The organism is Amycolatopsis sp. NBC_00355 (assembly GCF_036104975.1).
Classification (GTDB): Bacteria; Actinomycetota; Actinomycetes; order Mycobacteriales; family Pseudonocardiaceae; genus Amycolatopsis.
This window is the reverse complement of the sequence record NZ_CP107982.1, coordinates 7,075,623-7,099,426: the sequence shown is the minus strand read 5'-3', so window position 1 is coordinate 7,099,426 and position 23,804 is coordinate 7,075,623. Positions and strand designations below refer to the sequence as shown.

Below are 23,804 nucleotides of genomic sequence, written 5' to 3'. Positions count from 1 at the left end.
TCAGCTGAACTGCTTGACGACCAGCTGGATCACGGCCGCCGTGCCGACCACGACGATCACGCCGCGCAGCACCGCCGGCGGCAGCTTCCGGCCGATCTTCGCGCCGAGGAAGCCGCCGGCGGTGGAGCCGATCGCCAGCCAGAGCACGACGGGCCAGCTGATCGGCGCGACGAACGCGTAGATCAGCCCGGCGATGACGTTGACCACGGCGGCCAGGACGTTCTTCACGCCGTTGAGCTTCTGCAGCGGTTCCGACAGCAGCATCCCCATGACGGCCATCAGCATCACGCCCTGCGCGGCGGTGAAGTACCCGCCGTAGATGCCGATCAGGAAGATGAAGAACATCAGCAGCGGGCCGGGTTTGTGCTCGGCGCCGTTCTCGTCGCGGCGCTTCGCGACCCACTTCGAGACGCGCGGCTGCACGATCACGAGGACCACGGCCAGCCCGACGAGGATCGGCACGACGGCCTCGAAGGCGTCCTTCGGCAGCGAGAGCAGCAGGATGGTGCCGCCGATCGCGCCGAGGAACGACGCGACCGCGAACTTCGCCGTCTGCCGCCAGTAGCCCTTGAGCTCGTGCCGGTAACCCCAGGCACCGCTGAGGGTGCCGGGGGCGAGCCCGATCGCGTTGGAGGTCGTCGCCGTCACCGGCGGGTACCCCAGCGCGACCAGTACCGGGAACGTCACGAGCGTCCCCGACCCGACCACGGCGTTGATGGTCCCGGCCCAGATCCCGGCGATCAGGACGATCGCCGCGTGCCACCACGTCATGAAGCACTCACGTGCGGAGCCTAAGCACCGTGGCCGCGTCCCGCGACGCGGATGTGTCTGGTCAGACACCCACCGGGTGGCGAAAGCCGCTTCGCCGGCCGCGATACCGACGTCCCGGCTGCGTAGGATCCGCGCGGACGAAGGGAGCACGGCCCATGGACGTCACCGGCGTGGTGGCCACTGATGCCGGGCTGTTCGGGCTGTGGTCCCCTGCGTCGTTCGCCGGCGTCGTCGACTACCCCACGTGGGAAGCGGCGCTGCTGGACGACGACGACCTCAAGCGCCACATCGTCGCCGGCGCCTTCGTCCCGGTGAACATCGGCGACGACGGGGCGTTCCAGGTCCTCGCCCGGGCCGGCTCGGAGTCGGCCGCGGCCGGCCTGACCCAACGAGAACGCCGGTACCTCCTCGCCGCATCGAAGCCGTACCTGTTCCGCACTACCGGCGACGCGAAGATCAGCGGCATCGAGCACGTCGGAGCCGCGGTGGACGCCGGCCTGCGCGTCCCGCTGCCGGCGGGCCGGTGGAGCGTGACCATCGCCCTGATCGAATGGGATGCCGAACCCGGGCAGAAGGACACCGCCGGCCGGCCCGCGCCGACCGCGTTGCCCGATTTCGTCCTGCTGCTCAACCCGGACCGGGGTGCCGGGCGCTACCGCACCGAAATCCGGACGTTCGACCGGTGACCTCCCGTCACCCGGGGGCGAAGAGGCAGAACTCGTTGCCTTCCGGGTCGGCCAGGATGTCCCACCTGATGTCGTCGTCCTCCGCTCTCACCAGGGTCGCGCCCAGCGCCAGCAGCTCGGCGCGGTCGCCGACGACGTCCAGGTGCATGCGGTTCTTGACCGTCTTCGGCTCGGCCACCGGGTTGAGCCAGATCAACGGGCCCTTGCCGTCGGGGTCGACGATCGGGATCGGGCCGCCCGGCGGGCGCTCGGCGGCGGAGGCGTGGCGGACGTAGCCGATCGCCGAGCACCACCAGTCCGCCAGGGCCTGGTGGTCGTTCGCGTCCAGCGCGAGGTCCTTGAACCGGGCCGTCATGCCGGTTCCTCCGAGAGAGTGTCCACGCCCTCGATCATGGCAGCCACCCCCGACAATTCCGGGCGTGCGGCAGGATGGGGCCGTGGGTGAGGACACCGAGCAGGTCTGGAGCGCGACCGTCGACCACCTGCGGGCGATGATCGACTCCGGTGAGCTGGCGCCGGGTTCGCGGCTGCCCGCCGAGCGCGTGCTGTGCGAGGACCTGGGTATCAGCCGCGGGTCGTTGCGGCAGGCGCTGCGCGTGCTCGACTCCATCGGGTACGTCCAGATCCGCGCGGGCTCGGGCACCTACGTCGCCGAGACGCGGGAGCAGCCGCTGAGCACCTGGTTCACCGAGCACGACCAGCTCGTCGAGAAGCTGTTCGACCTGCGCGCGACCGTCGAGCCGACGCTGGCCGACCGGCTCGCCCGGCACGCGACCGCGAAGGTCGTGAGCCGCCTCGAGGACAACGTCGCCGAGATGGCGCAGGCCGCCGAAGACGGCGACATGCTGCGCGTGATCGCCACCGACGCCGAGTTCCACCGGGTCATCGCGCAGAACGCGGGCAACGACGACGTCGCCGGGCTGCTGCGGTCGGTCCTGGCGCTGGTCGGCGAGGAGCGGCGGGCGGCGCTGCGGCTGCCGGGGCAGATCCGCAAGGCCGTCGACGACCACCGCGCGATCCTCGACGCGATCCGCCGGTCGGACCCGGCCGAGGCGCGCGAGCGCACCCTCAAGCACCTGGTGGACGCGAAAACCTACGCGCACGACTTCGCCGCGCACCCCGAAGAGCGCTAGCCTTTTCACAATGTTGTGAAACTTCTGGGGGTCGTGATGGAGAAGGTCCACTTCACCGAAGAAAAGGCCACCATGCTGGCCACCCTCTACGGCCGCGCGCTCGACAGCCGCGAAGCCGACCCGGTGCTCGGCGACCACGCCGCCGACGAGGCCGTCCGGCAGATCGACTACGACTTCACCAAGCTCGGCATGACCCGCGACGCCGCCGTGTCGGTCGTGCTGCGGGCGAAGCCGATCGACGCGTGGGCCGCGGCGTACCTGGCCGCGCACCCGGACGCGATCGTGCTGCACCTCGGCTGCGGCATGGACACGCGCTTCCAGCGCCTCGCCCCGCCGCCGACGGCGCACTGGTACGACGTCGACTACCCCGAGGTCGTCGCCCTGCGCGAGAAGCTCTACGCGGCGGCGCCGAACCACACGAACATCGGCACGTCGGTCGTCGACTTCGGCTGGCTCGACCAGGTGCCGGCCGACCGCCCGGCGCTGATCGTCGCCGAGGGCCTGACGATGTACCTGACCGCCGGCCAGGGCACCGAACTGGTGCGGCGCCTGGTCGCGAAGTTCCCGTCCGGCGAGCTGATCTGCGACCTGTTCAGCAGGCTGGGGATCAAGGCGCAGAAGCTCAACCCCCCGGTCCGCAAGTCGGGCGCGACGCTGATCTGGGGCGTCGACGACCCGCGCGAACTGGAGCGCTACGGCCTGACGTGTGTGTCCTCTTTGGACGCCGGCCACTGGGCGACGCCGGAGGTCATGGCGCGGGTGCGGCCGGTCACGCGGCTGCAGCTGCGGATGCTGAAGTACTTCCCGCCGCTGGCCCGGATGGCCCACATCGTCCGGTACCGCTTCTAACGCGACTCCAGCACCCGCGCGACGAACTTGTGCACCTTCTCCTCGAGCCGCGCGAGACGTTCCTCCAGCGTGAGCGTCTCGAACGGCTGGGGCACGTCGGACTTCAGCTCACCGCGCACGTACTGGCAGCAACCGAGGTTGCCGCAGACGTAGATGCCCAGCGTGTTGCCCTCGCGGCCGGGTTTCCCGGCGCGCTTGCCGGAGAACAGCGTGACGTCGGCCAGGCCGTGGGTCGTGGTGCAGAAGCCGCAGATGTTGCTGCGCAGCCGTGACTTCGGCGACGGCGCGGCCCGCAGCGCCAGGCCGACGACCTCGCCGCCGTACGGCAGCACGAGGTAGGCGCGGCCGGGCGCCTTCGGGTCGCGCCAGCCGAGGAACTCCCGTCGGTCCCACGGGATCTCGTCGGGCCGGGCGGGCAGCGTCACGCCCTTGGCCTCGCCGCGGGTGCAGTTGACGAACGAGGCCCGGATCTCCTCCTGGCCGAGTGGCTCCATGATCGGCACGGTAACCGGGCGGCGAGGGGCGTGGCCACGCCTTTTCCCGCCGCACGCCATACGATCAACGCCGTGCGCGAGAACGCCGGGAGGTTTCGGGTCGTCCTGCGCACCAGCCTGGGCTTCGCCGGGCTGGGGCTCGGCTCCAGCGTCGCCGGCTCCGGCGTGGTCGCGCTGCTCCTGCTGCTGCAGGGCCTGCCCAGCGACGTCGGCGACCGCGGCTGGATCCTCGGGATCGTCGCGGCCGGGATCGTCGCCGTCTCGCTGCTCGTCGGGACACTGTGGACGGCCTGGCTGCAGCGGCGCACGGCGATCTGGTTCGTGCTCGGCCGCCCGCCCGCCGAAAGCGAGGCCCGGCGGGCGCTGCGGCTGCCCGTCGACATGGCCGTGGTCAGCGGCACGCTCTGGCTGATCGGCACCACCGTCCTCGGCGTGCTCGCCGGGGTGCTCGGCTCGGCGGCGGACGCGGCCGCGATGGCCACGACCATCGGGCTCGGCGGCCTCACCACCGTCGGGCTCACCTACCTGGCCGCCGAGTGGGTGGCGCGGCCGGTGATGACGATCGCGCTGCACGTCGTCCCGCCGCGCGGGTCGCTGCCGGTGACCGTGCTGACCCGGCTGATCGTCACCTGGGCGCTGACCTGCGGGGTGCCGCTCGTCGGCGTGCTGCTCGTCGCCACGCCGCCGGACTTCGGCTCGGGCGACCACACCGCGAGCCTGATCATGCTGTCGGTGATCGGCCTGGTCGTCGGCGCGCTCGGCACGGCACTGCTGGCCCGCGCGGTCGCGGCGCCGCTGCACCGGCTGCGCGGGGCGCTCGACAAGATCGCGCGCGGCGACAATGACGTCCTCGTCGACGTCGACGACTCCAGCGAGATCGGCCTGCTCCAGACGTCGGTGAACCAGCTGGCCGCCGGGCTGCGCGAGCAGGCGCGGATGCGGGACCTGTTCGGCCGGCACGTCGGCGCCGAGGTCGCCCGGCACGCCCTGGAGTACGGCGCGTCGCTCTCCGGTGACGTCCGCGAGGTGACGGCGCTGTTCGTCGACGTCGTCGACTCGACCGCGCTGGCCTACCGGACGCCGCCGGAGGAGCTGGTCGGGAAGCTGAACCGGCTGTTCGCGGCCGTCGTCACCGCGGTGAACGCCCGCGGCGGCCTGGTCAACAAGTTCCAGGGGGACGCCGCGTTGTGCGTCTTCGGCGCGCCGACGCGGCTCTCGGACGCGCCCACCGCCGCCCTGGCCGCGGCCCGGGCGATCCGGGACGCGGTGCGCGAGGCCGGCGAGCTGGACCTCGGCATCGGCGTCTCCAGCGGCCCGGTGTTCGCCGGGCAGCTCGGCACCAGCAGCCGGCTGGAGTACACCGTGATCGGCGACGCCGTGAACGAGGCCGCGCGGCTCACCGAGCTGGCCAAGGCGACGCCGTCACGCATCCTCGCCAGCGACGCCGCCGTGTCCGGCGCGCTGAAGGGCGAGCGCGCCTTCTGGGTAGAGCACGGCGAGCTCGAACTGCGGGGCCGCCAGGCGCCGACGCCGACTTGGACAGCCGGCCCGGAACCTCAGGACAACTGACCCAGATCCGGCCAGCGCAAGACCGTCGAACCCCAGGTCAGCCCCGCGCCGAACGCGCTGAGCAGGACGCGGTTGCCGGGCGCGAGGGTGCCGTCGCGCCGGGCGTCGTCCAGCGCGAGCGGGATGGACGCGGCACTGGTGTTGCCGACGCGGTCGATGTTGGCGACCACGGCGTCGGCGGGCATGCCGAGCTGCTTCGCCGTCGCCTGGAGGATCCGGATGTTGGCCTGGTGCCCGACGAAGCGGTCGACGTCGCCGACCATCCAGCCCGCGCGCTCCAGGACCGTCCGGGACGACTCGGCCATCCGCGCGCAGGCGTGCCGGAACACCGCGGTGCCCTGCATCGCGAGGAAGCGGTCGCCCGGGTCGTCCGACAGCCGGCGGCGCGAGCCGCCCGCCTCGACCCACAGCAGGTCGGCGTGCTCACCCTCGCTGTGCAGGTCGAACGGCCCGAACGCGCCGGGTTCGTCGGCGTCCCCGGCGCGCAGGACCACCGCGCCGGCGCCGTCGCCGAAGATCGGGACGGTGGTGCGGTCGTCCGGGTCGATGAGCGTGGTGAAGGTGTCGGCGCCGATCACGAGCACGCGCTCGGCGAGGCCGCCCGCGATGAACCCGGCCGCGGTGGCCAGCGCGTAGACGAACCCGCTGCACACGGCGTTGACGTCGAAGGCCGCGGCGGTGCCGAGCCCGAGCCGGGCGGCCACCTGCGGCGCGCTGGCCGGGCAGGGCTGGTCGGGGGTGGCGGTGGCGAGCACGACCATGTCGGCGCCGCCGTCGGTGGAGGCCAGCGCCTTGCGGCCCGCCCCGACGGCGAGGTCCACAGTGGACTCCCCGGGGCCGGCGACCCGGCGTTCGCGGATCCCCGTGCGGGCGCGGATCCACTCGTCCGAGGTGTCGAGCCGGGCGGCGATCTCGTGGTTGGCCAGGACTTTCGTCGGCAGCCACGAACCGAGTCCGGTCAACACGGCGGCAGGTGCGGGCACGGGAGAGCCTCCCCACGCCGGCGGGTTGGCGGAGCGTCCGGCTGGTCTTCCACTTGTATGGGCTACCCCCTGGTAGACCGGTCAGTTGTGTTCGATGTCACTGAAAAAGTTGTTTCATCTTCCCTGGCCAGGAGGTAGTGAGCACCGTCACGAGCGAGTGAGCCCACCGATAACTCGCGGCGGATCGTCGGTGGTCCCGGTTAGCCTGCTGGAGTGCAGACACCCGACCTCGACCAGCTGGACATCGCCATCCTCGCCTGCCTGCAGGCGGACGCCCGCACGATCGCCGAGACGATCGGCGCGAAGGTCGGCCTCTCGGCCGCGGCGGTGCAACGGCGGATCAAGCGGCTGCGCGAGGCGGGCGTCATCGAGCGCGAGGTGGCGGTGCTGTCGCCGCGGGCGCTCGGGCTGAGCATGACGTTCGTGGTCATGGTCGAGATGGAGCGGGAGAACCTCGCGGTCCTGGACGCCTTCCGCCACCAGGTCCTCGGTGACGACTGCGTCCAGCAGTGTTACTACGTCACGGGCAACGCGGACTTCGTGCTGATCGTGACGTGCCCGGACATGGCGGGCTTCGAGGCCTTCACACGGCGGATGTTCTTCGACAACCCGAACGTCCGGCACTTCACGACGAGCGTGGCGATGGACCGCGTGAAAGTGGGCCTCAACCTGCCGCTGAGTCCCTAGGCGGCGCGCGCTTTGGCGACGCCGTCGTGGAAGACCGGCTTGAGCGCGGCTTCGCAGACCGATGGGCCGGCGCAGAGCGCGTAGGCGGTGACGATGTACCCGCCGACCTGGGCGACGTAGGTCAGTTTGGTGGTGTCCGCGCCGGTCGTCACCCTGATCGCGAGGATCTGTTCCGGCTCGGCCTGCGGGTTCGGCAGGACCGCGAACCGGATGACGAGGGAACCGCCGTCACCGACCCGCGCGCACCGCACGGCCGGCTCCTGGACGGCGGCCACGTCGAGGGTCCCGTGGGCGACGGTCGCGCCGACCGTGATCGCCTGGTCCGGCCCCACCACCGTGGTCTTGCCTTCGAAGACGTACGCGTCGAGCGCGAAGGACGTGCCGGAGTAGGGCGCGGCATCCGGGTTGCTGAGGGCCGTGCAGGCCGCCGGGATGTAGACGCCTTGCGGCACGAGCGCGCCGAAGACGTTCCAGGACGAGCTCCCGGCGATGTCCGGCAGGGTGAACACCCGGTGGGCGAGCAGGTCGGTCCGCGTCAGGTGCGGTGGGTAGGTGGCCGGGGCGGGCAGCAACGTGAGGAGGTCCGGTCCGGCGGGGACGCCGACCGCCGCCGTTCCGCCGGCCGGGCCGGTACACGCCGTCGCGCCGATCGCCACCAGGACCGGTACCAGCCATCGCCCGAGCCGCACGGCGTCCTCCTCACGGCGGCCGGGAGCTCCGGCCGTCTCGGGCACCGGAGTCGGCGGAGCGCGAAGCCGTGTTACGCGCGGACCGGCGGCCACGCGATAGCCTGAAGCGCTGTCCACTGGGGGAAAGCATGCTTCGTCACCGCCGGATCTTCCTGGCCGCGACCTTGATCGACGCGCTCGGCAGCGGGCTGTGGGTGCCGTTCGCCCTGCTCTTCCTGGTGCACGGCCAGGGCCTCGGCCTGCTCGACGCGGGCGCGTCGCTCAGCACCGGCGCCCTGCTCGCGCTCGTCTCCGGGCCGGCGACCGGCGCCGCGATGGACCGGTTCGGGCCGCGGGCGCTGCTCATCACCGGCAACCTGGTGCGCATCGTCGCGTTCTGCGCCTACCCGCTGGTGCACAGCAGCTGGCAGGTGATCGTCGTGTCGGTCGTCGCCGGGTTCGGGGACCGGCTGTTCTGGACGTGCAACGCGCCGATGGTCGGCCTGCTCACCGAGGGCCGGGACGCCGATCGGATGCTGGCCACCCAGACCGCCGGCCGGTTCGCCGGCGCGGGTCTCGGCGCCGCGGCGACGGCGGTGCTGCCCGCCATCACCAGCCCGTGGGCCTTCCACCTGCTCGCCTACGTGAACGCCGCGAGCTTCGCCGTCGCGGCCGTCCTGATCCGGCTGCTCCCGGCACTTTCACGTGAAAGTGCCCACCTGGGCGCGGCACTTTCACGTGAAAGCGCCGCCTCGGGCGGCTGGCGCGCGGTGCTCGGCGACCGGCCGTTCACCGGCTTCTGTGTCACCCACATGGCTTTCACGCTCGCCGGCGCGAGCAAGTTCGCGGTGCTGCCGATCGTCGTCCACGACCTGCTGCACGGTCCACAGTGGATCGCCGGGACAGCCATCACGCTCGGCACCGTGGTCGTGGTGGCCGGGCAGCACCCGATCGTCGCCCTGCTCGCCGGCCGGAGCCGGACGGCCGCGCTGATCGGCGCCGCGACCCTCTTTTCGGCCTGCTTCGGGTTGCTGATTCCCCTCGAGGCGGTCTCCCTGCAGGTCGCCACCGGCCTGATCCTCTTCACGAGCGTCGGCTTCTCGGTCGCGGAGGCGATGTTCGGCCCGACCGCCACCGCGGCGGCCGCCGCGGCCGCACCTCCGGGCGCCGAAGGCCGGGCGAGTTCGATCTTCCAGCTGTCCTGGGGCCTGCCGATCGCCCTCGCGCCGGGCCTGCTCGCCGCCCTGCTCAGCGTGGACAACGCGCTGACGTGGTCGGTACTGGCCCTGACCTGCGCGGCAGCCGTGCCGGCGCTGCTCGTGCTGCGGAAGAAGCTGCCGGTCGCGCTGCGCGAACCGTCACCACCAGTCGCCGCCTGAGCGCAAGGGGTATGTGCCCGGCGTTACACCACAATGGACGGATGCAACCGATCAAGTGAACGTGAAGGTTTCTTCGTCATGACCGTAGGCCCTGGTCATCTCCTTGCCGAACAGTTCGCGCCGCGCGAACCGAAGCGAGACTCCAGGAGGGCCCGTGCACACCGAAGCCGTACACCAGAGCCAGTTCGTGGTGCTGAACGAGAGCACCACGCCCGTCCTGTCGCGCCTGTCCTACCACGCCGAGGAGCCGTTCGCGGTCACCGTGGCGTTCCGGACCGAGCGCGGCCGGTGGATCGAGTGGACGTTCGCCCGTGAGCTGCTCGTCGAGGGACTGGACGAGCCGGCCGGCCTGGGCGACGTGCGCGTCCGCCCGGACCTGTCCGAAGACGAAGACTTCCTGACCCTCGAAATCGAGTCACCGGACGGCTATGCGTCGTTCGAGCTGGAGATCGAGGACGTCCGCACGTTCCTCGATGCGTCCTACGAGCTGGTGCCGCTCGGTGAAGAGGGCGCGTACTTCGACGTCGACGGGCTGATCGAGGAGATCAGCAACGTCTGACCCGCAAACCTCCCATTCCCGCGGCGAGGAACGAAGGGCGGGTTTCGGCAGCGCTGGAGGCTGCCGAAACCCGCCCTTTCGCTGTTTCCGTGAAGATTCCTCCGGGAAGATCAGCCGAGGCGGAGCGTGGTGCCGGTCGCCGAGAGCGCGGCACCGATGGGGAAGAAGTACGTCACGCTCGTGTTGCCGCCGGACAGGATGCCCTGCGCCGAGTTGCCGGCGATGAAGCCGCCGCCCGAGTCACCCGCGGCCGAGCGGACGTTGGTCGCGGTCATGCCGTTGACCGTGCCTTCGGCGTAGCGGACGCTCTGGTTCTTGGCGCCGACGGTGCCGCAGGTCCAGCCGGTGGTCGAGCCGGCCTTGCAGACCGACGTGCCGGTCGCCGCGTTCGACGAGCCGGTGACGCGGGTGCCGTTGTTCATCTGGCCGACCGGGGTCCAGCTGCTGTTCGTCCGGACCGAGGCGTAGTCGCTGCCCGGGAACCGGTAGGTGCCCCACGAGCCGAGCGCGGCGCCGTTGGACCCGGTCAGGGAGCCGCCGCCGGTGAGCGCGGCGCAGTGCCCGGCGGTGAGGAAGCCGGTGGTCGTGGAGAAGCCGACCGAGCAGCGCGACGAGCCGCCGATGTAGTAGGCGTCACCACCCCGGATGTTGGCGTACAGCGACGGCTTCGCGGCCGTCTCGAGGATCGTGATCGACGACTTGTCCACCCCGGACTTCGTGAGGAACGCGTCCGCCGCGCTGTTGTGGCCCTGCAGCACGGTCAGCGTGACGCGGTTGGTCGTGGAGTCCACGCCCCAGCCGGTGACCGAAGCGGGCGCCGAGCTGTCGGCCGCGTTCAGGGCGTCCACAGTGGAATCGAGCTGACGGGCGCTGAACTTCACGAGTTCGGCCTCGGCGCCGGCTTCGCGGATCTTGCCGAGCTGGGCGGCGTTCGTCGTTTCGATGTGCGCCTTGCCCGTGGTGGCGTTGTAGGTGACGCCGCCGAGTGCGTCGCCGAGCGCCGCGGAGACGGCCGCGGAGACCTTGCTCGCGACGTCCTCGCTCTTCAGCCGGGCCACCGCCTGGTCGTGGGTCAGGCCGAGGTCACGCTGCATCGCGGGCACGATGTCCGGGTTCAGCAGGTCCTGCCCGGACGCGGGAACGGCGATCGCGGCGAGCGCGCCCGTCGTCATCACGGCAACGGCAGCGGCACCGAAGAGTCTGGCGATCTTCATGCTTCTCCCTAGAGGTGGTTACGCGCGGCTCCCCACCGGCCACGCAGAGGAACTCCCCCGGCAGAGCGTCCCCGCAGTGGGCGTTACGGTGCAATCCGGGCACCCGGCGAATGGGTATACGCATTCCCCTCGGACGAATCCCCTGCTCCAAGCGGTCGTAAGGGCAGGCTGTCACCCGGTCGGACAGGTCCGTAAGTAGGGTTTCCGCGCACTACTTTCGGTAGCCGGCGTGATTGCGCGACCGCGTTAAGCGACGCCCGGACGCGGGAGACGCCGACGTTTCGCTCGCGTGGCGGCCCGGGAGCGGCGATTCCACCGGCAACCCGGTGACAGCCGGTAGGCGGACGTGCTTGTGCGGTGTCGGCCACCTATTCGGTGAAAGGTTTACGGACGGGTTGGGCGCTGCTTAGGCTCCCGCGCACAGCCCCCGGTGTGCGTCGAGGAGGTCACATGTGGTTGACCGCGCCCCGCCCCACCTCCGTCTCCGTCCGGTCCGGACCGGCGCGGCTGACCGGCCGCGACCCCGAGCTCGACACGATCGTCGACGTCGTCGGTCAGCGCCCGGCCGCGGTGTTGATCGAGGGTGAGCCCGGGATGGGCCGCACCCGGCTGCTCGCCGAGATCGCCCGGCGCCCGGAGTTCGACGGCGGCCGCGTCCTCGTCGGCGCCTGCCAGCCACTGCGCGAACCCTTTCCCTACGGCCCGATCCTGGAGGCGCTGCGATCCGCGGGCGACGCGCCGCTCGGCCCGCTCAGCCCGGTCGCCGGCGTGCTGCGGCCGCTGCTGCCCGAACTCGCGGAAGCGCTTCCCCCGCGGCCCGAACCGCTGGCCGACCCGGTCGCCGAACGCCACCGCGTGTTCCGCGCGGTGCGGGAGCTGCTGACCGCGTGCGGGCCCGCGCTCGTGCTGCTCGACGACCTGCAGTGGGCCGACGAGGGCACCATCGACCTGCTGCGGTTCCTCGCCGGGTCGATGCCGCCGGAGCTGGCCGTGGTCGCCGCCTCCCGGATCGAGCCCGACGTGCGGCCGGGAGCGCCGCTGCGGACCGGGCCGGCTGTGCACTCAGCGCGGGTCACCCTGGGCGCGCTCGACGTCCCCGCGGTGCGCGCGCTCGCCGCCGAGCTCCTCGGCCTTCCGCGCGTCACCGACGAATTCGCCGCGAAGCTGCACGAGTGCACGGCCGGGATCCCGTTCGTCGTCGAGGAAACCCTGCGGGCCCTGCGGGACGCGGCCGACCGGCTGCCGGTCGGCGAGGTCCTCTCCGACCGGTTGCTGGAGAACCTCGAAGTGCCGGTGCTGCTGCGGGAAGCCGTCACCGAACGGCTTTCCGGGCTGCCCGCGCCGGCGGTGCGGCTGGCCGGCGCGGCCGCGGTGCTCGGCGTCGGCGCCGAAGCCGGCGTCCTGGGCGAGCTGGCCGGGCTGGCCGGCGACGAGCTGCGCGCGGCGTTGCTCGCCACGCTGTCCGCCGGGGTGCTCGGCGAGGTCGGCGACAGCAAGTACGGCTTCCGGCACCCGTTGGCGCGCAAGGCCGTCTACGACACGGTGAGCGGACCCGAGCGCGCGCTGCTGCACGCGCAGGCGATCCGCGTGCTCGCCGCGCAGCCGGTGCCGCCGCTCACGTTGCTGGCGCGGCACTCCCGCGCGGCGGGACGCGTCGACCAGTGGCGCCACTACGCCGAGGCCGCGGCCGACGAGGCGATCGCCCGCGGCGAGACGTCCCGCGCGATCGACCTCCTGCAGTCGGTGCTCGCCGAACCCGGCCCGGCGCAGTCCGACGTCGGGCGGGTGGCGGGCAAGCTGAGCCAGGTCGCGCTGCGCGGGTTCCGCCCGGACGTCCTCGGCACGCTGGAGCACGTCCTCGAAGAGGTGACGCTGCCGCCGTCGGTGCGCGGCTCCATCCGGCTGAGCCTCGGCATGCTGCTGGTCCGCACCATCGGGCAGCTCGGCCGCGGCCGGCTGGAGGTCGAGCGCGCGGTCGGCGAGCTCGTCGACCGGCCCGACCTCGCCGCGCGCGGGATCACCCTGCTCGCCCAGCCGATCGACGGGCTGACGCCGTTGTCCTGGCACGAGCTCTGGCGCGCCCGCGCGGGTGAGGTGTACGACCGGCTCGAGGACCCCGAGCTGCGGCTGGCGCTGACCGCCGACCGGATCGCGGCCGCGTCGCACGTCGGCGACCCGTCGGCGTGGGCGGAGTTCGAAGCGCTGTCGGACACCGTCGGCACGGTCGCCGAGCGCGTCCAGCTCGCCCGGCTGTGGTGCAACCTCGCCGACGGGCAGGCGTGGGCCGGCTACCTCGACCGGGCGCAGCGGCTGGTCACCGAAGGCGTCCGGCGCGCCACCGACGCGGGCGCGCTGTACGCGATCGGGCTGATCCAGGGCACCCGCGTACGGCTGGACTGGGTGCGCGGGCAGTGGAGCGGGCTCGCCGAAACCGCCGAGCAGCTGCGCGGCAGCTACCCGGAGCTCGGCCCGATCGTCATGGAGTCGTCGCTGGTGCTGGGCGGGCTGGCCGCCGTCCGCGGGGAGTTCGCGGCCGCGGAACGGCACCTGAGCGCGGCGAGCGTGCACGCGCCGGACCGGGGCCCGATCCCGGTGGTGCTGTCCGCCGCCGGCGTGCTGATCAGCGTCCGGCTCGCGACCGACGACGTCGACGGCGCGTGCGCGGTGGCCGACACGGCGGTGGCCGCGGCCGGGCGCAAGGGCGTCTGGATCTGGGCGGCCGCGCTGGTCCCGGCGGCGGCCCAGGCGTACGCGCGAGCCGGGCGCTGGCCCGAGGCCGACAACGTGGTCGAGGCGTTCGCGCGGGGCATCGAGGGCCGGGACGCGCCGGTGGCGACGGCCGCGCTGGTGGCCGGCCGGGCCGTGCTGCTCGAAGCGCGCGGCAAGCACCTGGCCGCGGCGACCCTGTTCGACGAAGCGGCGTCGGGTTATGGGGCGTTGCCGATGCCCTACCCGGCGACGGCCATGCGGGAGCGGGCCGCGATGTGCCGCCTGGCCGCGGGCAACCGCGACGCCGTCGACGAGCTGAGCGCCGCGGCCGAGGCGTACGAGCAGCTCGGCGCCACCCGCGACGCCGGCCGCTGCCGCCACCAGTTGCGCGAGCACGGCGCTTGGGCGCCCTCGCAGCGTGGCCGTCGTGGTTACGGCAGCGAACTGTCCCCGCGGGAACGCGAAGTCGCGCGGATGCTCGCCGAAGGCCGGACGAACCGGGAGATCGCGGACGGGCTGTTCCTCTCGCCGCGCACGGTCGAGCAGCACGTCGCGAAGGTGCTGCGAAAGCTCGGCGCGCGGTCCCGGACCGACGTCGCGCACAAGATGCCGGCCGACGTCACGACGGCGCCTGCGGGCTGATCGCCGCGGACGTACCGTGACCCGGTGACAGAAGAGGCACTTCCCGCGTGGCGTCGCCGGACCGCCGGTGAGACGCGCTGGCCGGCGATGGGCGTCGTCGTGGCCACGCTCGCCCTGCAGCTGGCCCTGCCCGGCGATGTGGCGGTGCGGCCGTGGTGGCTGCTGCCGTCGATGTCCGCCCTGCTGGTGGGCGCGCTGCTGCTGGTCAACCCCGGCAAAATGGACCACTTCAGCGCGGTCGAGCGGGTGATCTCGCTGCTCGTGGTGGCCGCGGTGACGCTGGTCAACGGCGGGTCGGCGGTACTGCTGGTCTACGGGATCGCCACCGCGACGCTCACCGCCCCGGCGGGCGCGGTCCTGCTCAGCGGCGGCATCGTCTACTGGACGAACATCGTGGCGTTCTCCCTCTGGTACTGGGAGTTCGACCGAGGCGGCCCGGGTCGGCGGGCGCTGGGCCGCCACGTGTTCCCGGACCTGCAGTTCCCGCAGATGGCCGACCCGGACCTGGCGAAGCAGGACTGGGAACCGTCCTATTTGGACTACCTGTACTTCTCGTTCACCAACGCGGCGGCGTTCAGCCCGACCGACGTCCTGCCGCTGCGGATCTGGGCGAAGATGACGATGATGCTGCAGGCCGTGATCTCCCTGGTGCTGGCCCTGATGGTGGTCGCCTGGGCGATCAACAACCTGAAGTGACACCACCGGTCGTGAGTGTTTAGTCGGGTTCTAACCCGACTAAACACTCACGAGGGGTCAGTGACGCGAGATGGTGAAGCTCTGGCCGTCCGAGCCGATCGCGCCCGGGGTCCAGGTGTTCGTGCCGCGATCGTCGGCGCTCAGGCCGGACGGGCTGGTCGAGGCCAGGTTCGTGCCGTTGAACTTGACGCCGGTGAACTTGATGCCGCCGGAGATCGTCGGGTAGGAGTCGGTCGGCGACTCGATGATCGCCTCCGCCGACGCGTGCTTCGAGGTCAGCGACTTCGTCGTGGTCTTGGTCCAGCCCTTGGTGGAGTCGGTGAGGTCCAGCTTGTAGGTGTTGGTCGCGGTCCGCGTCACGGTCGCGGTGATCTTGTCACCCGCGCCGACCGACACGTTGTAGTACACGGGCGCGGCCGGGTACATCTCGTACCAGGCCGAATACACCGGGCGGCCGCTGGAGCAGTCCGTCTCGACGCCGGTCTGTTCCACTGTGGACGATCCGTCGCCGTCGATGCCGACCCACGGGGCGAACAGGTCGTTGCTGGAGCGGCACGTCACCGTCGGCTCGGTCCAGCTCGCCGTGGCCGTGGTGAAGCTGCCGAAGCTGACGTAGCCGCCCCAGTTGCCCCCGGCGAACTGGTGGCCATGGAAGTGCGAGCCGTACTCGACGGCGGCGTGGGCCGGGCCGGCCATCGCCAGGCCGGCGGCCGCCGCGGCGGCCACGGTGAGCACGCGGACAGCACGCGAGGAAACGAATCTGGTCATGACGGAGACTCCATTCACAGGGTGGGGACCCGGGAAACCGTGTGACCAGTGTTGAATCCGCGACAACCGGAAGGTAGCTACTTTCGAAGGGTCTTCACATTCCGGGAACGAATCACGATATTTGCCGTATTTGCTCCCGAATGGACGAAAAGACCCGTGAAGGCCTCTGCGGGGGAAGAGGCCTTCACGGGTCCATGCTGCTCACCAACCGCCCGGTCAGGTGAGCGGGGTCACTGGACCGCCTGCGCCTTCGCCGCGTCGACAAACTTCGTCGTGTACGTCTTCGACAGGTCGATCTTGTCCTTCTTCGGCTTGACGTTGCTTGACGAATCACCCAGCACCTTCAGCACGTTCTGCGCGCCCGCCGGGTCCATCCGGCCGTCCGCGGTGAACATCGGCAGGCTGTCCTCGAGCGACTTCACGTAGAGCGCCTTGTCCCCGCCGGCGAACGACGGCGGCATGATCGCCGCCACCTCTTCCGGCGAGTGCTTCGAAAGCCAATTCAGCGACGCGACATACGCGTTGGCGAGTTTCTGCACGACGTCGGGATAACGCTCGACGATGGTGCAGCTCATGTACAACGAGCTCGCCGGGTACAAACCGCCCAAAGCGGCTTTGGTGCCTTCGATCGTGCGCATGTCGTAGAGCACCTTGGCCTGGCCCGTGTTCGTGAGCTGCGCGATCGTCGGGTCGGTCGTCATCCCGGCGTCGATCGTGCCCTGGTTCAGCGCGGTGATGAACGTCTGCCCGGCGCCCGCCTTGTACGGCGTGTAGTCCTTCGAGCTGACGCCGCCGCGCTGCGCGAGGGCCTTGGTCAGGAAGTCCGTCGACGAGCCGAGCGACGTCACGCCGAGGGTGCGTCCCTTGAAGTCCTTGCCGGACTTGATCTCGCCCGCCTTGGCCGTGGCGACCATCTCCGCCTCGCCCGGCACGTTGGCGAACTGCACCACGCTCTGCATGCACTGTTCCTTGGCCTGCAGGTCGATCGTGTGGTCGTAGAACCCGACCACCCCCTGCACCTCGCCGGCCAGCAGCGACGTCTCCGCGTTGGCGCCGGACGGCTGGTCGAACAGTTCGACGTCGATGCCCTGCTTCTTGTACTCGCCGAGCTGCTGCGCGAGCTGAGCCGGCAGGTAGATCACCTTGGACAGGCCACCGACCATGATCTTGATGTGCGGCTGCCCGCCGTCGCCGAAGTCGATCGAGCGCGAGTCGCGGCACGCGGTGACCCCGCCGACGGTGACGGCCAGCGCGGCCGTGATCGCGAGTGTCCTCTTGAGACGCATGTCAGATCCCCTGCGCCGCGGAGCTGACGTTCGGCCGCCAGCGCAGCAGGCGGCCTTCCAGGGTGCCGATGCCCCATTCGGCCAGCAGCGCGACGACGGTGATGATCAGCATCCCGGCGTACACCCCGGCGGTGTCGAACGTGCCCTGCGCGTTGCTGATCAGGAAGCCCATGCCGGCCTTGGCGCCGGTGTACTCGCCGACGACCGCGCCGATCAGCGCGAACCCGAAAGCGACGTGCAGCGAGGACAGGATCCACGACGTGGCACTGGGCAGCACGATCGACTTCAGCACCTGGCCGCGGGTCGCGCCCAGGATGCGGGCGTTGTCGATCAGGTTGCGATCCACTTCACGAGCGCCGGTGAAGGCGTTGAAGAACACCGCGAAGAACACCAGGACGACGACGGTCGCGACCTTCGACGACAGCCCGAGGCCGAACCAGATCACGAACAGCGCCGCGAGCACGATGCGGGGCAGGGCGTTGGCGGCCTTGATGAACGGCGCGAGCACCTGCGCGAAGTACTCACTGCGGCCCAGGATGACACCGAGCACGACCCCGGCGATCGCGCCGATGACGAAGCCCAGCACGGCTTCCTCGACGGTGGTGAAGATGTTGTACCAGATCGAACCGAAGTCGGTCCCCGTGCTGAACCACTCGACCAGCCGCTGCCAGATGTTCGACGGCTTCGAGTAGAAGAACGGGTCGATCCAGTACGTCGCGGTCAGCTCCCAGCTGCCCAGCCAGACGACGACGATCGCCAGCCGCAGCAGCCAGATGTTGCGCCTGCGGCGTGAGGACGCCTGCTTCGCGCGGGCCATGATGTCCTGCTCGGTCTCCAGAACCGGCAGCGGAGCGGCGGACGGGGCCGCCGGGGTCTCAAGCGACACTGGTCGCTCCCTTCTCGCGGGCCTTGTCGACCTCGCTGCGCAGCGATTCCCAGATGTCGGCGTAGAGCTTGCGGAAGTCCTCGGTGAGGCGCAGGTCCTCGACCTTCCGCGGCCGCTCCAGGGGAATCTCGAAGACGTCCTTGACGGTGGCCGGCGACGACGTCAGCACGACGACCTTGTCCGACAGCGCGATCGCCTCGTCGAGGTCGTGCGTCACGAAGATCACCGCGGCCCCCGAACCGGACCACAACCGCAGCAGCTCGTCCTGCATGAGCGCGCGGGTCTGCACGTCCAGCGCCGAGAACGGCTCGTCCATCAGCAGGATCTTCGGCTTGGTGACGAGCGTCTGGGCCAGCGCGACGCGCTTGCGCATGCCGCCGGAAAGCTGGTGCGGGTAGTACTTCTCGAACCCGGCGAGCCCGACCCGGGCGATCCAGTCGACGGCCTGCGCGCGGGCCTCGGCCTTAGGCACGCCCCGGAAACGCGGCCCGGACGCGACGTTGTCCAGCACCGAGCGCCACGGCATCACGGCGTCGGTCTGGAACATGTAGCCGACACCGTCCGGAATGGACTTCACGTCGGTGCCGTTCACCTGCACCCGCCCGGCGGACGGCGGCTGGAGCCCGGACACCAGCGAAAGCGTCGTCGACTTGCCGCAGCCGGTGGGGCCGACGACGGCGACGAACTCGCCGGGCTGGACGGTCATGGTCAGGTCGCGGACGGCCGTGTGCACGGAACCGGACCCGCTGGGGAACCGTTTGGTGGCTCCGGTGAGTTCGATCAGTGGGGGAACCATGGGGAGGTGACTCCTTCGTCACGTGGTGCCTGTCACGTTGGAAGGAACGTTAAGTACGCGTAGCGCCCAGGTGAAGCTTGTCGACGTTCTGCGTGCGAGCTGCGCGTTCTGCATGTTTTGCTCATTTAGCGCACCCCCGTGAGCTGGGGGTATGTTCCCAGCCATGCCAAAGTGGGCGCTCTTCCCGCGGATGCGGTTCAGCAGGCAGGTACTGCTGCTGCAGATCGGCGTGGTCGTCCTCGTGGTCGGGCTGGGCGTCGCGCTGGTCAGCGTCCTGCTGAGCCGCACCCTCACCGACCAGTACGGCCGCCGCGCGCTGGCCATCGCGAAGTCCGTGGCCGCCGACCCGGTGGTCGTCGCGAACGCGGCCGCGAAGCTCCCCGGCGGCCCGCTCGAGGACCGCGTCCTGGCGGTGACCGAGGTCAACGACGCGCTGTTCGTGGTGATCACCGACGACCAGGGCATCCGGCTCGCCCACCCGACGACGAGCCTGATCGGCCAGCGGGTGAGCACGTCCCCGGAGCTGGCGCTGGCCGGGCAGGACGAGATCAGCGCGGTGCAGAGCGGCACGCTCGGGCTGTCCGTGCGCAGCAAGACGCCGATCTGGCAGGGGCGGCGCGTGGTCGGCGAGGTGAGCGTCGGCTTCGAGGTCGGCGACCCGACCGGCGACTTCAACCGGCTGCTCGTCATCACGCTGCTGTTCGCCGGCGGCGCGCTGCTGCTCGGCGCGGGCGCGTCCGCGCTGCTCAACCGGCGCCTGCGGCGCGTCACCCACGGCCTCGAGCCGCACGAGCTCACCGAGCTGCTCTACGAACGCGAAGCCGTGCTGCACGGGATCGGCGAGGGCGTGCTGGCCGTCGACGAGGCGAACCGGGTATCGGTGCGCAACGACGAGGCCGAACGGCTGCTCGGCACGCAGCTCCCGATCGGCGCCGCGCTGGCCGAGCTGGAGCTGTCGCCGCGGCTGCACAAGGCCGTCGGTGAGGGCCGGCCGGTGGACAACCTGCTGGCCGTGGCCGGAAACCGCGTCCTGGTGATCAACTCCCGCGCGGTGCGGCTGGACGACCGGCCGATCGGCACCGTGCTGACCTTCCGCGACCGCACCGACCTCGACACGCTCACCCGCGAGCTCGACGGCATCCGCGCCCTGTCCGACGGCCTGCGCGCGCAACGCCACGAGTTCGCGAACCGGCTGCACACGCTCTACGGGCTGCTCCAGCTCGGCCACCACACCGAAGCCGTCGAGTACCTGCAGACGCTCACGGACTCGCCGTCGGCCCACCCGACCGAGCTGGGCGACGCCGTCGCCGACCCGTACCTGCAGGCGCTGCTGGTCGCGAAAACCGAGCAGGCGCAGGAAAAGGGCCTCACGCTCAAGCTCGCCGACGACACCTGGGTGCCGGCGGCGGTGACCGACCCGATCGCCGCGAACACCGTGATCGGCAACCTCGTCGACAACGCGCTGCACGCCGCGCGGATGGGGCCGCGGCGGCCGGCGACCGTCGAGATCGGGCTGCTCACCGACGGCACCACGCTGCACGTGTCCGTTGTGGACAGTGGACCCGGCGTGCCGGCCGACCTGCGGCGGACACTGTTCGACGAAGGCGTCTCGACGAAGATCGCGCCCGGGCACGGCCTCGGGCTGGCGCTGGCCCGCCAGGCCGCGCGCGCCCGCGGCGGCGACGTCTGGCTGGCGAACGCCGGCGAAGGCGAGACCGGCGCGCTGTTCGTCGCCAAACTGCCCGGAATGCTGACGGAGGACGGATGATCCGCACGCTGATCGTGGACGACGACTTCCGGGTCGCCGGCGTGCACGCCGGGTTCGTCGAAGAAGTCGCGGGCTTCGCGGTGGTCGGCACCGCGCACACCGCGGCCGAGGCGCGGGCCCGGGTGCGCGAGCTGACGCCGGACCTGGTCCTGCTCGACGTCTACCTGCCCGACGAGTCCGGCCTCGCCGTGCTGCCGGACCTGCAGACCGACACGATCGTGCTGTCCGCGGCGACCGACAGCGCGTCGGTGGCCGCGGCGATCCGGGCCGGCGCGCTGAACTACCTGATCAAGCCGTTCACCACGCGGCAGCTGGCCGAGCGGCTGACGTCGTACGCGCGGTTCCGCGGTCTGCTCGCCGACGGGCGCACGATGGCCCAGGACGACGTCGACCGCGCGTACCGGGTGCTGCACGACCAGGACCGGACGTCCGCGCCGAAGGGCCAGTCGACGGCGACGTCACGGCTGGTCTCGGAGCAGCTGCGGCGCGCCGGACGTCCGTTGTCGGCCGCGGAAGTCGCCGGTGAGCTCGGCATGGCGCGCGCGACGGCGCAGCGGTACCTGACGGCGCTGGCGGAGTCGGGCACGGTCCAGATGCGGCTGCGTTACGGCGCCACCGGCCGCCCGGAGCACGAATACCGCTGGTCCGACGCCTGATTCAGCGCCCGCCGGTGGTCTCCGAGCGGTACTGGTACTGCTGCATCATGCTTTCCGCCGCGTTCATCCAGGACTGGACCGGGTTCGTGGACGACGGCGGGGTCGTCGCCGACGGCAGGTCGACGCGTGGCACGTCCGTGTCATCGGCCGAACGCTTCTTCGGCTGGGCTTTCGCCTGCACCTGAACCTGTTTCGACGCCGGCTTCGACGCGGGCACCGGCACGTAGACGGTCGACGGCGGCGGCGTGACGACCGGCGCCGGCGGCTGGGGCTGGGGTTGCGGCGCCGGAACGGCCGCGACGGCGGGCCGCGGGTCGACCTGGGCGACGTCGTCCGCCGGTGACGGCGCGAACAGCCCGCCGCTCAGCACCCCGCCGGCGACCCAGCCGGCCGCGACGAGCAGCACCGCGGCGCCGCTGCCCAGCCACGTGCGGGCGCGGCGGCGGATCACCACGGACTTCGGGCGCAGGTCCTGATCACACACCGGCGGCCGGGTGTAGATCGGCTCGGCGAGCTCGGGCAGCTCGTCGTCGGTGCGGCGGCGCCGGGGCAGGCTGGCCGCGACGATGCCGGTGCGATCCAGCAGTTCCACCGCGGCGCGGTCGCTGGACGGACGGGTCGCAACGCTCGGTGCGGTGCGCGGCATCGGGGACCTCCGGTACGGGGCTCACGGACCCCACGCATTCTGGACCATTTCGGACGGCCTTGTCAGAAACGCAACTCCATTGAGTGACGCGTTCCGGAGCCGACCAGGCCGCGAACGGCGATCCAGAGTGGCGCAGGTCCGTGTTCCCGGACCAGGGTGTTCGCCCGAAAGGCGCAATAGCGAAAAGAGTTTCAGCTTCCCATCTGTTTCAGGCCGAGTCGCGCGAGGACGGCGAGCGGCCGCTGGTAGGCGGAGCCGAGGACGCGCGGGATGGCGTCGATCACGTAGGCGTCCGGTCCGATGAGGATCCTCGCGGACTTCCGTTCGATCCCGCGCAGAATCGTCGAAGCGGCCTTCTCCGGTGTGGTCTGCGCGATCCGGTCGAAGCCCACCGCGGCCTTCTCCTGGTCGCCGTCGCCGCCTCGCGCGTTGCGCACGATGTTGGTTTTGATCCCACCGGGGTGCACGCAGCTGACGGCGACCGGGCGCTTCGCGATCAGCATTTCTTCACGCAGCGCTTCGGTGAATCCGCGGACCGCGAACTTCGCCGCGTTGTACGCGCTCTGCGTCGGCACGCCGACGAAGCCGAACACGCTGGAAATGTTCACCACGTGCCCCTCGCCGGAGGCGATCAGGTGCGGCAGGAACGCCTTCGTGCCATTCACGACGCCGCCGAGGTTGACGCCCATCAGCCAGTCGTAGTCCTCGAACGCCATCTCCTCGACGGTGGCGCCGAGCGCGACACCGGCGTTGTTCACGATGACGTTCACACCCCCGAAGTCACTCACGACCTCCTCGGCGTGCGCGAGCACCGCGGCCCGGTCGGCGACGTCGAGGCGGTAGGCCCGCGCGTTCTCGCCGGCCAGCTTCGCCGTCGCCTCCGCGTTCGCGGTGTCGACGTCGGAGACGGCCACCCGCGCGCCCCGCCGCGCGAACTCCAGCGCCGTCGCCCGCCCGATCCCCGACCCCGCTCCGGTGATCACCACGACCTTGCCCGCGAACCGCTTCATCGGCCCTCCCGCCCGTTAGGTGTTACTCCCGAGTTACGGATACTAGCGGCTGTGAGGTTGCTGTGGGTGTGCTGAAAGTGTCGGAGTGACGTCCTAAGGTGATCCGGACGACCGAGGGGCGAGCGGACGAGGAGGCGATGCACGTGCGGCGGCCCGCCGTCCTGCTGTCCCTCGCCGCGATCCTGCTGCTCGGCGCGGCCTTCGTCGTGGTCGGCGTCGTCCGGCGACCCGGGTCCGCGGACGCGACGACACCTCCGGCCGACGCGACACCGGCGTCGGCCATCGACCTGCCCGCCGTGTCCAGCCCGGCCGTCGGCGCGCTGTTCGTCGACGGCGCGCACTACTGCACCGCGAGCGTCGTCCACAGCCAGCAGGGTGACGTGCTGCTGACCGCCGCCCACTGCATCCACGACGGCGAGGGCGGCGACTACGTCCCCGGCGTCACCTTCGCGCCCGGCTACCACGACGGCCTCGCGCCGTTCGGCTACTGGACGGTGTCCGACGAGCTCGTCGCGCCCGGCTGGACCGAGTCGTCGGACCCGGACCTCGACGTCGGTTTCGCCACCGCGCACCAGGCGGGCACCACGAAGACCCTCGAAAGCCTGGTCGGCGCGAACACCCTCGCCACCGGCAGCGCGTTCGAGCAGGCGATCACCCTGACCGGCTACCCGGACGACTCCGAGACCCCGGCCGTCTGCCGGAACACGACCAGCCGCCAGGACACCTTCCAGCTCAAGGTGGACTGCGCGGGCTTCCCGACCGGCACCAGCGGCGGCCCGTGGGTGGTCGGCGAGGACCCGAAAACCCGGCTGGGCACGGTCATCGGCGTCATCGGCGGTTTCGAGTTCGGCGGCGACGATCCCGACACGTCGTACTCGAGCTACTTCGACACGGACGTCCAAGGTCTCTACCGGCAGACGGCCGCCCGCGCCTGACCCGGCATGATGCG

24 protein-coding genes are annotated in these 23,804 nt (G+C 71.3%); 12 read left to right on the top strand and 12 right to left on the bottom strand.

The window, feature by feature from the left end; translation table 11 throughout:
• Positions 1–771 carry a sulfite exporter TauE/SafE family protein gene (locus tag OHS18_RS32360; protein WP_328446216.1) on the bottom strand — a complete coding sequence of 257 codons (771 nt, stop codon included), beginning with the start codon at positions 769–771 and terminating at the stop codon, positions 1–3.
• Between the two features lie 155 nt (positions 772–926).
• On the opposite strand from OHS18_RS32360, the gene OHS18_RS32355 reads away from it, so the two are divergent.
• Positions 927–1,457: a hypothetical protein gene (locus OHS18_RS32355; RefSeq protein ID WP_328446218.1), complete on the top strand. Its 531-nt coding sequence runs from the start codon at positions 927–929 to the stop codon at positions 1,455–1,457.
• Positions 1,458–1,464: 7 nt separating this feature from the next.
• Here the strand turns inward: OHS18_RS32355 and OHS18_RS32350 are convergent, their stop codons facing one another.
• Positions 1,465–1,812, bottom strand: coding sequence for a VOC family protein (locus OHS18_RS32350; protein WP_328613421.1), 348 nt, complete (start codon positions 1,810–1,812; stop codon positions 1,465–1,467).
• An 82-nt stretch (positions 1,813–1,894) separates the two neighbouring features.
• Between OHS18_RS32350 and OHS18_RS32345 the strand changes: the two genes are divergently transcribed.
• Both OHS18_RS32345 and OHS18_RS32340 read left to right on the top strand, forming a co-directional pair.
• Complete coding sequence (locus OHS18_RS32345; protein WP_328446222.1) at positions 1,895–2,590, top strand: FadR/GntR family transcriptional regulator; 696 nt, start codon at positions 1,895–1,897, stop codon at positions 2,588–2,590.
• A gap of 15 nt (positions 2,591–2,605) precedes the next feature.
• On the top strand, positions 2,606–3,439 hold the full coding sequence (locus OHS18_RS32340) for a class I SAM-dependent methyltransferase (RefSeq protein WP_328613420.1): 834 nt from the start codon (positions 2,606–2,608) through the stop codon (positions 3,437–3,439).
• Here the strand turns inward: OHS18_RS32340 and OHS18_RS32335 are convergent.
• The gene (locus OHS18_RS32335; RefSeq protein ID WP_328613419.1) at positions 3,436–3,933 is read right to left on the bottom strand and encodes an FBP domain-containing protein; all 498 of its coding nucleotides are present in this window, start codon (positions 3,931–3,933) and stop codon (positions 3,436–3,438) included. The two genes, OHS18_RS32340 and OHS18_RS32335, sit on opposite strands and share 4 nt — an antisense overlap.
• Positions 3,934–4,005: 72 nt before the next feature.
• Between OHS18_RS32335 and OHS18_RS32330 the strand changes: the two genes are divergently transcribed.
• Positions 4,006–5,502: an adenylate/guanylate cyclase domain-containing protein gene (locus OHS18_RS32330; RefSeq protein WP_328613418.1), complete on the top strand. Its 1,497-nt coding sequence runs from the start codon at positions 4,006–4,008 to the stop codon at positions 5,500–5,502.
• Here the strand turns inward: OHS18_RS32330 and OHS18_RS32325 are convergent.
• The gene (locus OHS18_RS32325; protein ID WP_328446230.1) at positions 5,490–6,485 is read right to left on the bottom strand and encodes a beta-ketoacyl-ACP synthase III; all 996 of its coding nucleotides are present in this window, start codon (positions 6,483–6,485) and stop codon (positions 5,490–5,492) included. The genes OHS18_RS32330 and OHS18_RS32325 overlap by 13 nt on opposite strands.
• 213 nt (positions 6,486–6,698) lie before the next feature.
• On the opposite strand from OHS18_RS32325, the gene OHS18_RS32320 reads away from it, so the two are divergent.
• Positions 6,699–7,172, top strand: a complete 474-nt coding sequence (locus tag OHS18_RS32320) for an Lrp/AsnC family transcriptional regulator (protein ID WP_328613417.1) — start codon at positions 6,699–6,701, stop codon at positions 7,170–7,172.
• Here OHS18_RS32320 and OHS18_RS32315 read toward each other — a convergent pair.
• Positions 7,169–7,861, bottom strand: coding sequence for a hypothetical protein (locus OHS18_RS32315; protein WP_328613416.1), 693 nt, complete (start codon positions 7,859–7,861; stop codon positions 7,169–7,171). The two genes, OHS18_RS32320 and OHS18_RS32315, sit on opposite strands and share 4 nt — an antisense overlap.
• 128 nt (positions 7,862–7,989) lie before the next feature.
• Between OHS18_RS32315 and OHS18_RS32310 the strand changes: the two genes are divergently transcribed.
• Positions 7,990–9,219 (top strand): MFS transporter, encoded by a 1,230-nt coding sequence (locus tag OHS18_RS32310; RefSeq protein WP_328613415.1) that lies wholly within the window; start codon positions 7,990–7,992, stop codon positions 9,217–9,219.
• A gap of 154 nt (positions 9,220–9,373) precedes the next feature.
• The gene (locus tag OHS18_RS32305; RefSeq protein WP_328446238.1) at positions 9,374–9,778 is read left to right on the top strand and encodes an SsgA family sporulation/cell division regulator; all 405 of its coding nucleotides are present in this window, start codon (positions 9,374–9,376) and stop codon (positions 9,776–9,778) included.
• Positions 9,779–9,888: 110 nt separating this feature from the next.
• On the opposite strand, the gene OHS18_RS32300 is transcribed toward OHS18_RS32305, so the two are convergent.
• Positions 9,889–10,992, bottom strand: coding sequence for a S1 family peptidase (locus OHS18_RS32300; RefSeq protein WP_328446240.1), 1,104 nt, complete (start codon positions 10,990–10,992; stop codon positions 9,889–9,891).
• Positions 10,993–11,442: 450 nt separating this feature from the next.
• On the opposite strand from OHS18_RS32300, the gene OHS18_RS32295 reads away from it, so the two are divergent.
• Both OHS18_RS32295 and OHS18_RS32290 read left to right on the top strand, forming a co-directional pair.
• Positions 11,443–14,343, top strand: coding sequence for an ATP-binding protein (locus OHS18_RS32295; protein ID WP_328613414.1), 2,901 nt, complete (start codon positions 11,443–11,445; stop codon positions 14,341–14,343).
• An 87-nt stretch (positions 14,344–14,430) separates the two neighbouring features.
• The gene (locus OHS18_RS32290) at positions 14,431–15,039 is read left to right on the top strand and encodes a hypothetical protein (protein WP_328618615.1); all 609 of its coding nucleotides are present in this window, start codon (positions 14,431–14,433) and stop codon (positions 15,037–15,039) included.
• Between the two features lie 57 nt (positions 15,040–15,096).
• On the opposite strand, the gene OHS18_RS32285 is transcribed toward OHS18_RS32290, so the two are convergent.
• The 4 genes from OHS18_RS32285 to OHS18_RS32270 all read right to left on the bottom strand — a co-directional run bounded on the left by OHS18_RS32285 (position 15,097) and on the right by OHS18_RS32270 (position 18,775).
• Entirely contained in the window at positions 15,097–15,807 is a 711-nt protein-coding gene (locus tag OHS18_RS32285) for a G1 family glutamic endopeptidase (protein ID WP_328446244.1), read from the bottom strand.
• Between the two features lie 230 nt (positions 15,808–16,037).
• On the bottom strand, positions 16,038–17,093 hold the full coding sequence (locus tag OHS18_RS32280) for an ABC transporter substrate-binding protein (RefSeq protein ID WP_328613413.1): 1,056 nt from the start codon (positions 17,091–17,093) through the stop codon (positions 16,038–16,040).
• A gap of 1 nt (position 17,094) precedes the next feature.
• Entirely contained in the window at positions 17,095–17,979 is an 885-nt protein-coding gene (locus OHS18_RS32275) for an ABC transporter permease (protein WP_328613412.1), read from the bottom strand.
• A complete protein-coding gene (locus tag OHS18_RS32270) occupies positions 17,969–18,775 on the bottom strand; it encodes an ABC transporter ATP-binding protein (protein WP_328446248.1) in 807 nt (268 codons plus the stop codon). Before OHS18_RS32270 ends, OHS18_RS32275 begins: the two co-directional genes overlap by 11 nt.
• 190 nt (positions 18,776–18,965) lie before the next feature.
• On the opposite strand from OHS18_RS32270, the gene OHS18_RS32265 reads away from it, so the two are divergent.
• Positions 18,966–20,543: a sensor histidine kinase gene (locus tag OHS18_RS32265; RefSeq protein ID WP_328618614.1), complete on the top strand. Its 1,578-nt coding sequence runs from the start codon at positions 18,966–18,968 to the stop codon at positions 20,541–20,543.
• Entirely contained in the window at positions 20,540–21,199 is a 660-nt protein-coding gene (locus OHS18_RS32260; RefSeq protein WP_328446250.1) for a response regulator, read from the top strand. The genes OHS18_RS32265 and OHS18_RS32260 overlap by 4 nt, the downstream gene beginning before the upstream one ends.
• A 1-nt stretch (position 21,200) precedes the next feature.
• Here OHS18_RS32260 and OHS18_RS32255 read toward each other — a convergent pair whose 3' ends face one another.
• Both OHS18_RS32255 and OHS18_RS32250 read right to left on the bottom strand, forming a co-directional pair.
• Positions 21,201–21,791 carry a hypothetical protein gene (locus OHS18_RS32255; RefSeq protein WP_328446252.1) on the bottom strand — a complete coding sequence of 197 codons (591 nt, stop codon included), beginning with the start codon at positions 21,789–21,791 and terminating at the stop codon, positions 21,201–21,203.
• Between the two features lie 245 nt (positions 21,792–22,036).
• Complete coding sequence (locus OHS18_RS32250; protein WP_328446254.1) at positions 22,037–22,855, bottom strand: SDR family oxidoreductase; 819 nt, start codon at positions 22,853–22,855, stop codon at positions 22,037–22,039.
• A 137-nt stretch (positions 22,856–22,992) separates the two neighbouring features.
• Here OHS18_RS32250 and OHS18_RS32245 point away from each other — a divergent pair, with 137 nt between their 5' ends.
• A complete protein-coding gene (locus tag OHS18_RS32245) occupies positions 22,993–23,790 on the top strand; it encodes a trypsin-like serine peptidase (protein WP_328459121.1) in 798 nt (265 codons plus the stop codon).
• The last annotated feature ends 14 nt before the right edge of the window (positions 23,791–23,804 follow it).

Bases quoted from the DNA above. Each gene is read 5' to 3' on its own strand.
- OHS18_RS32360 (WP_328446216.1), bottom strand. From the start codon at position 771: ATGACGTGGTGGCACGCGGCGATCGTCCTGATCGCCGGGATCTGGGCC.
- OHS18_RS32355 (WP_328446218.1), top strand. From the start codon at position 927: ATGGACGTCACCGGCGTGGTGGCCACTGATGCCGGGCTGTTCGGGCTG.
- OHS18_RS32350 (WP_328613421.1), bottom strand. From the start codon at position 1,812: ATGACGGCCCGGTTCAAGGACCTCGCGCTGGACGCGAACGACCACCAG.
- OHS18_RS32335 (WP_328613419.1), bottom strand. From the start codon at position 3,933: ATGGAGCCACTCGGCCAGGAGGAGATCCGGGCCTCGTTCGTCAACTGC.
- OHS18_RS32310 (WP_328613415.1), top strand. From the start codon at position 7,990: ATGCTTCGTCACCGCCGGATCTTCCTGGCCGCGACCTTGATCGACGCG.
- OHS18_RS32300 (WP_328446240.1), bottom strand. From the start codon at position 10,992: ATGAAGATCGCCAGACTCTTCGGTGCCGCTGCCGTTGCCGTGATGACG.
- OHS18_RS32295 (WP_328613414.1), top strand. From the start codon at position 11,443: ATGTGGTTGACCGCGCCCCGCCCCACCTCCGTCTCCGTCCGGTCCGGA.
- OHS18_RS32290 (WP_328618615.1), top strand. From the start codon at position 14,431: ATGGGCGTCGTCGTGGCCACGCTCGCCCTGCAGCTGGCCCTGCCCGGC.
- OHS18_RS32285 (WP_328446244.1), bottom strand. From the start codon at position 15,807: ATGACCAGATTCGTTTCCTCGCGTGCTGTCCGCGTGCTCACCGTGGCC.
- OHS18_RS32280 (WP_328613413.1), bottom strand. From the start codon at position 17,093: ATGCGTCTCAAGAGGACACTCGCGATCACGGCCGCGCTGGCCGTCACC.
- OHS18_RS32270 (WP_328446248.1), bottom strand. From the start codon at position 18,775: ATGGTTCCCCCACTGATCGAACTCACCGGAGCCACCAAACGGTTCCCC.
- OHS18_RS32265 (WP_328618614.1), top strand. From the start codon at position 18,966: ATGCGGTTCAGCAGGCAGGTACTGCTGCTGCAGATCGGCGTGGTCGTC.
- OHS18_RS32260 (WP_328446250.1), top strand. From the start codon at position 20,540: ATGATCCGCACGCTGATCGTGGACGACGACTTCCGGGTCGCCGGCGTG.
- OHS18_RS32250 (WP_328446254.1), bottom strand. From the start codon at position 22,855: ATGAAGCGGTTCGCGGGCAAGGTCGTGGTGATCACCGGAGCGGGGTCG.
- OHS18_RS32245 (WP_328459121.1), top strand. From the start codon at position 22,993: ATGCACGTGCGGCGGCCCGCCGTCCTGCTGTCCCTCGCCGCGATCCTG.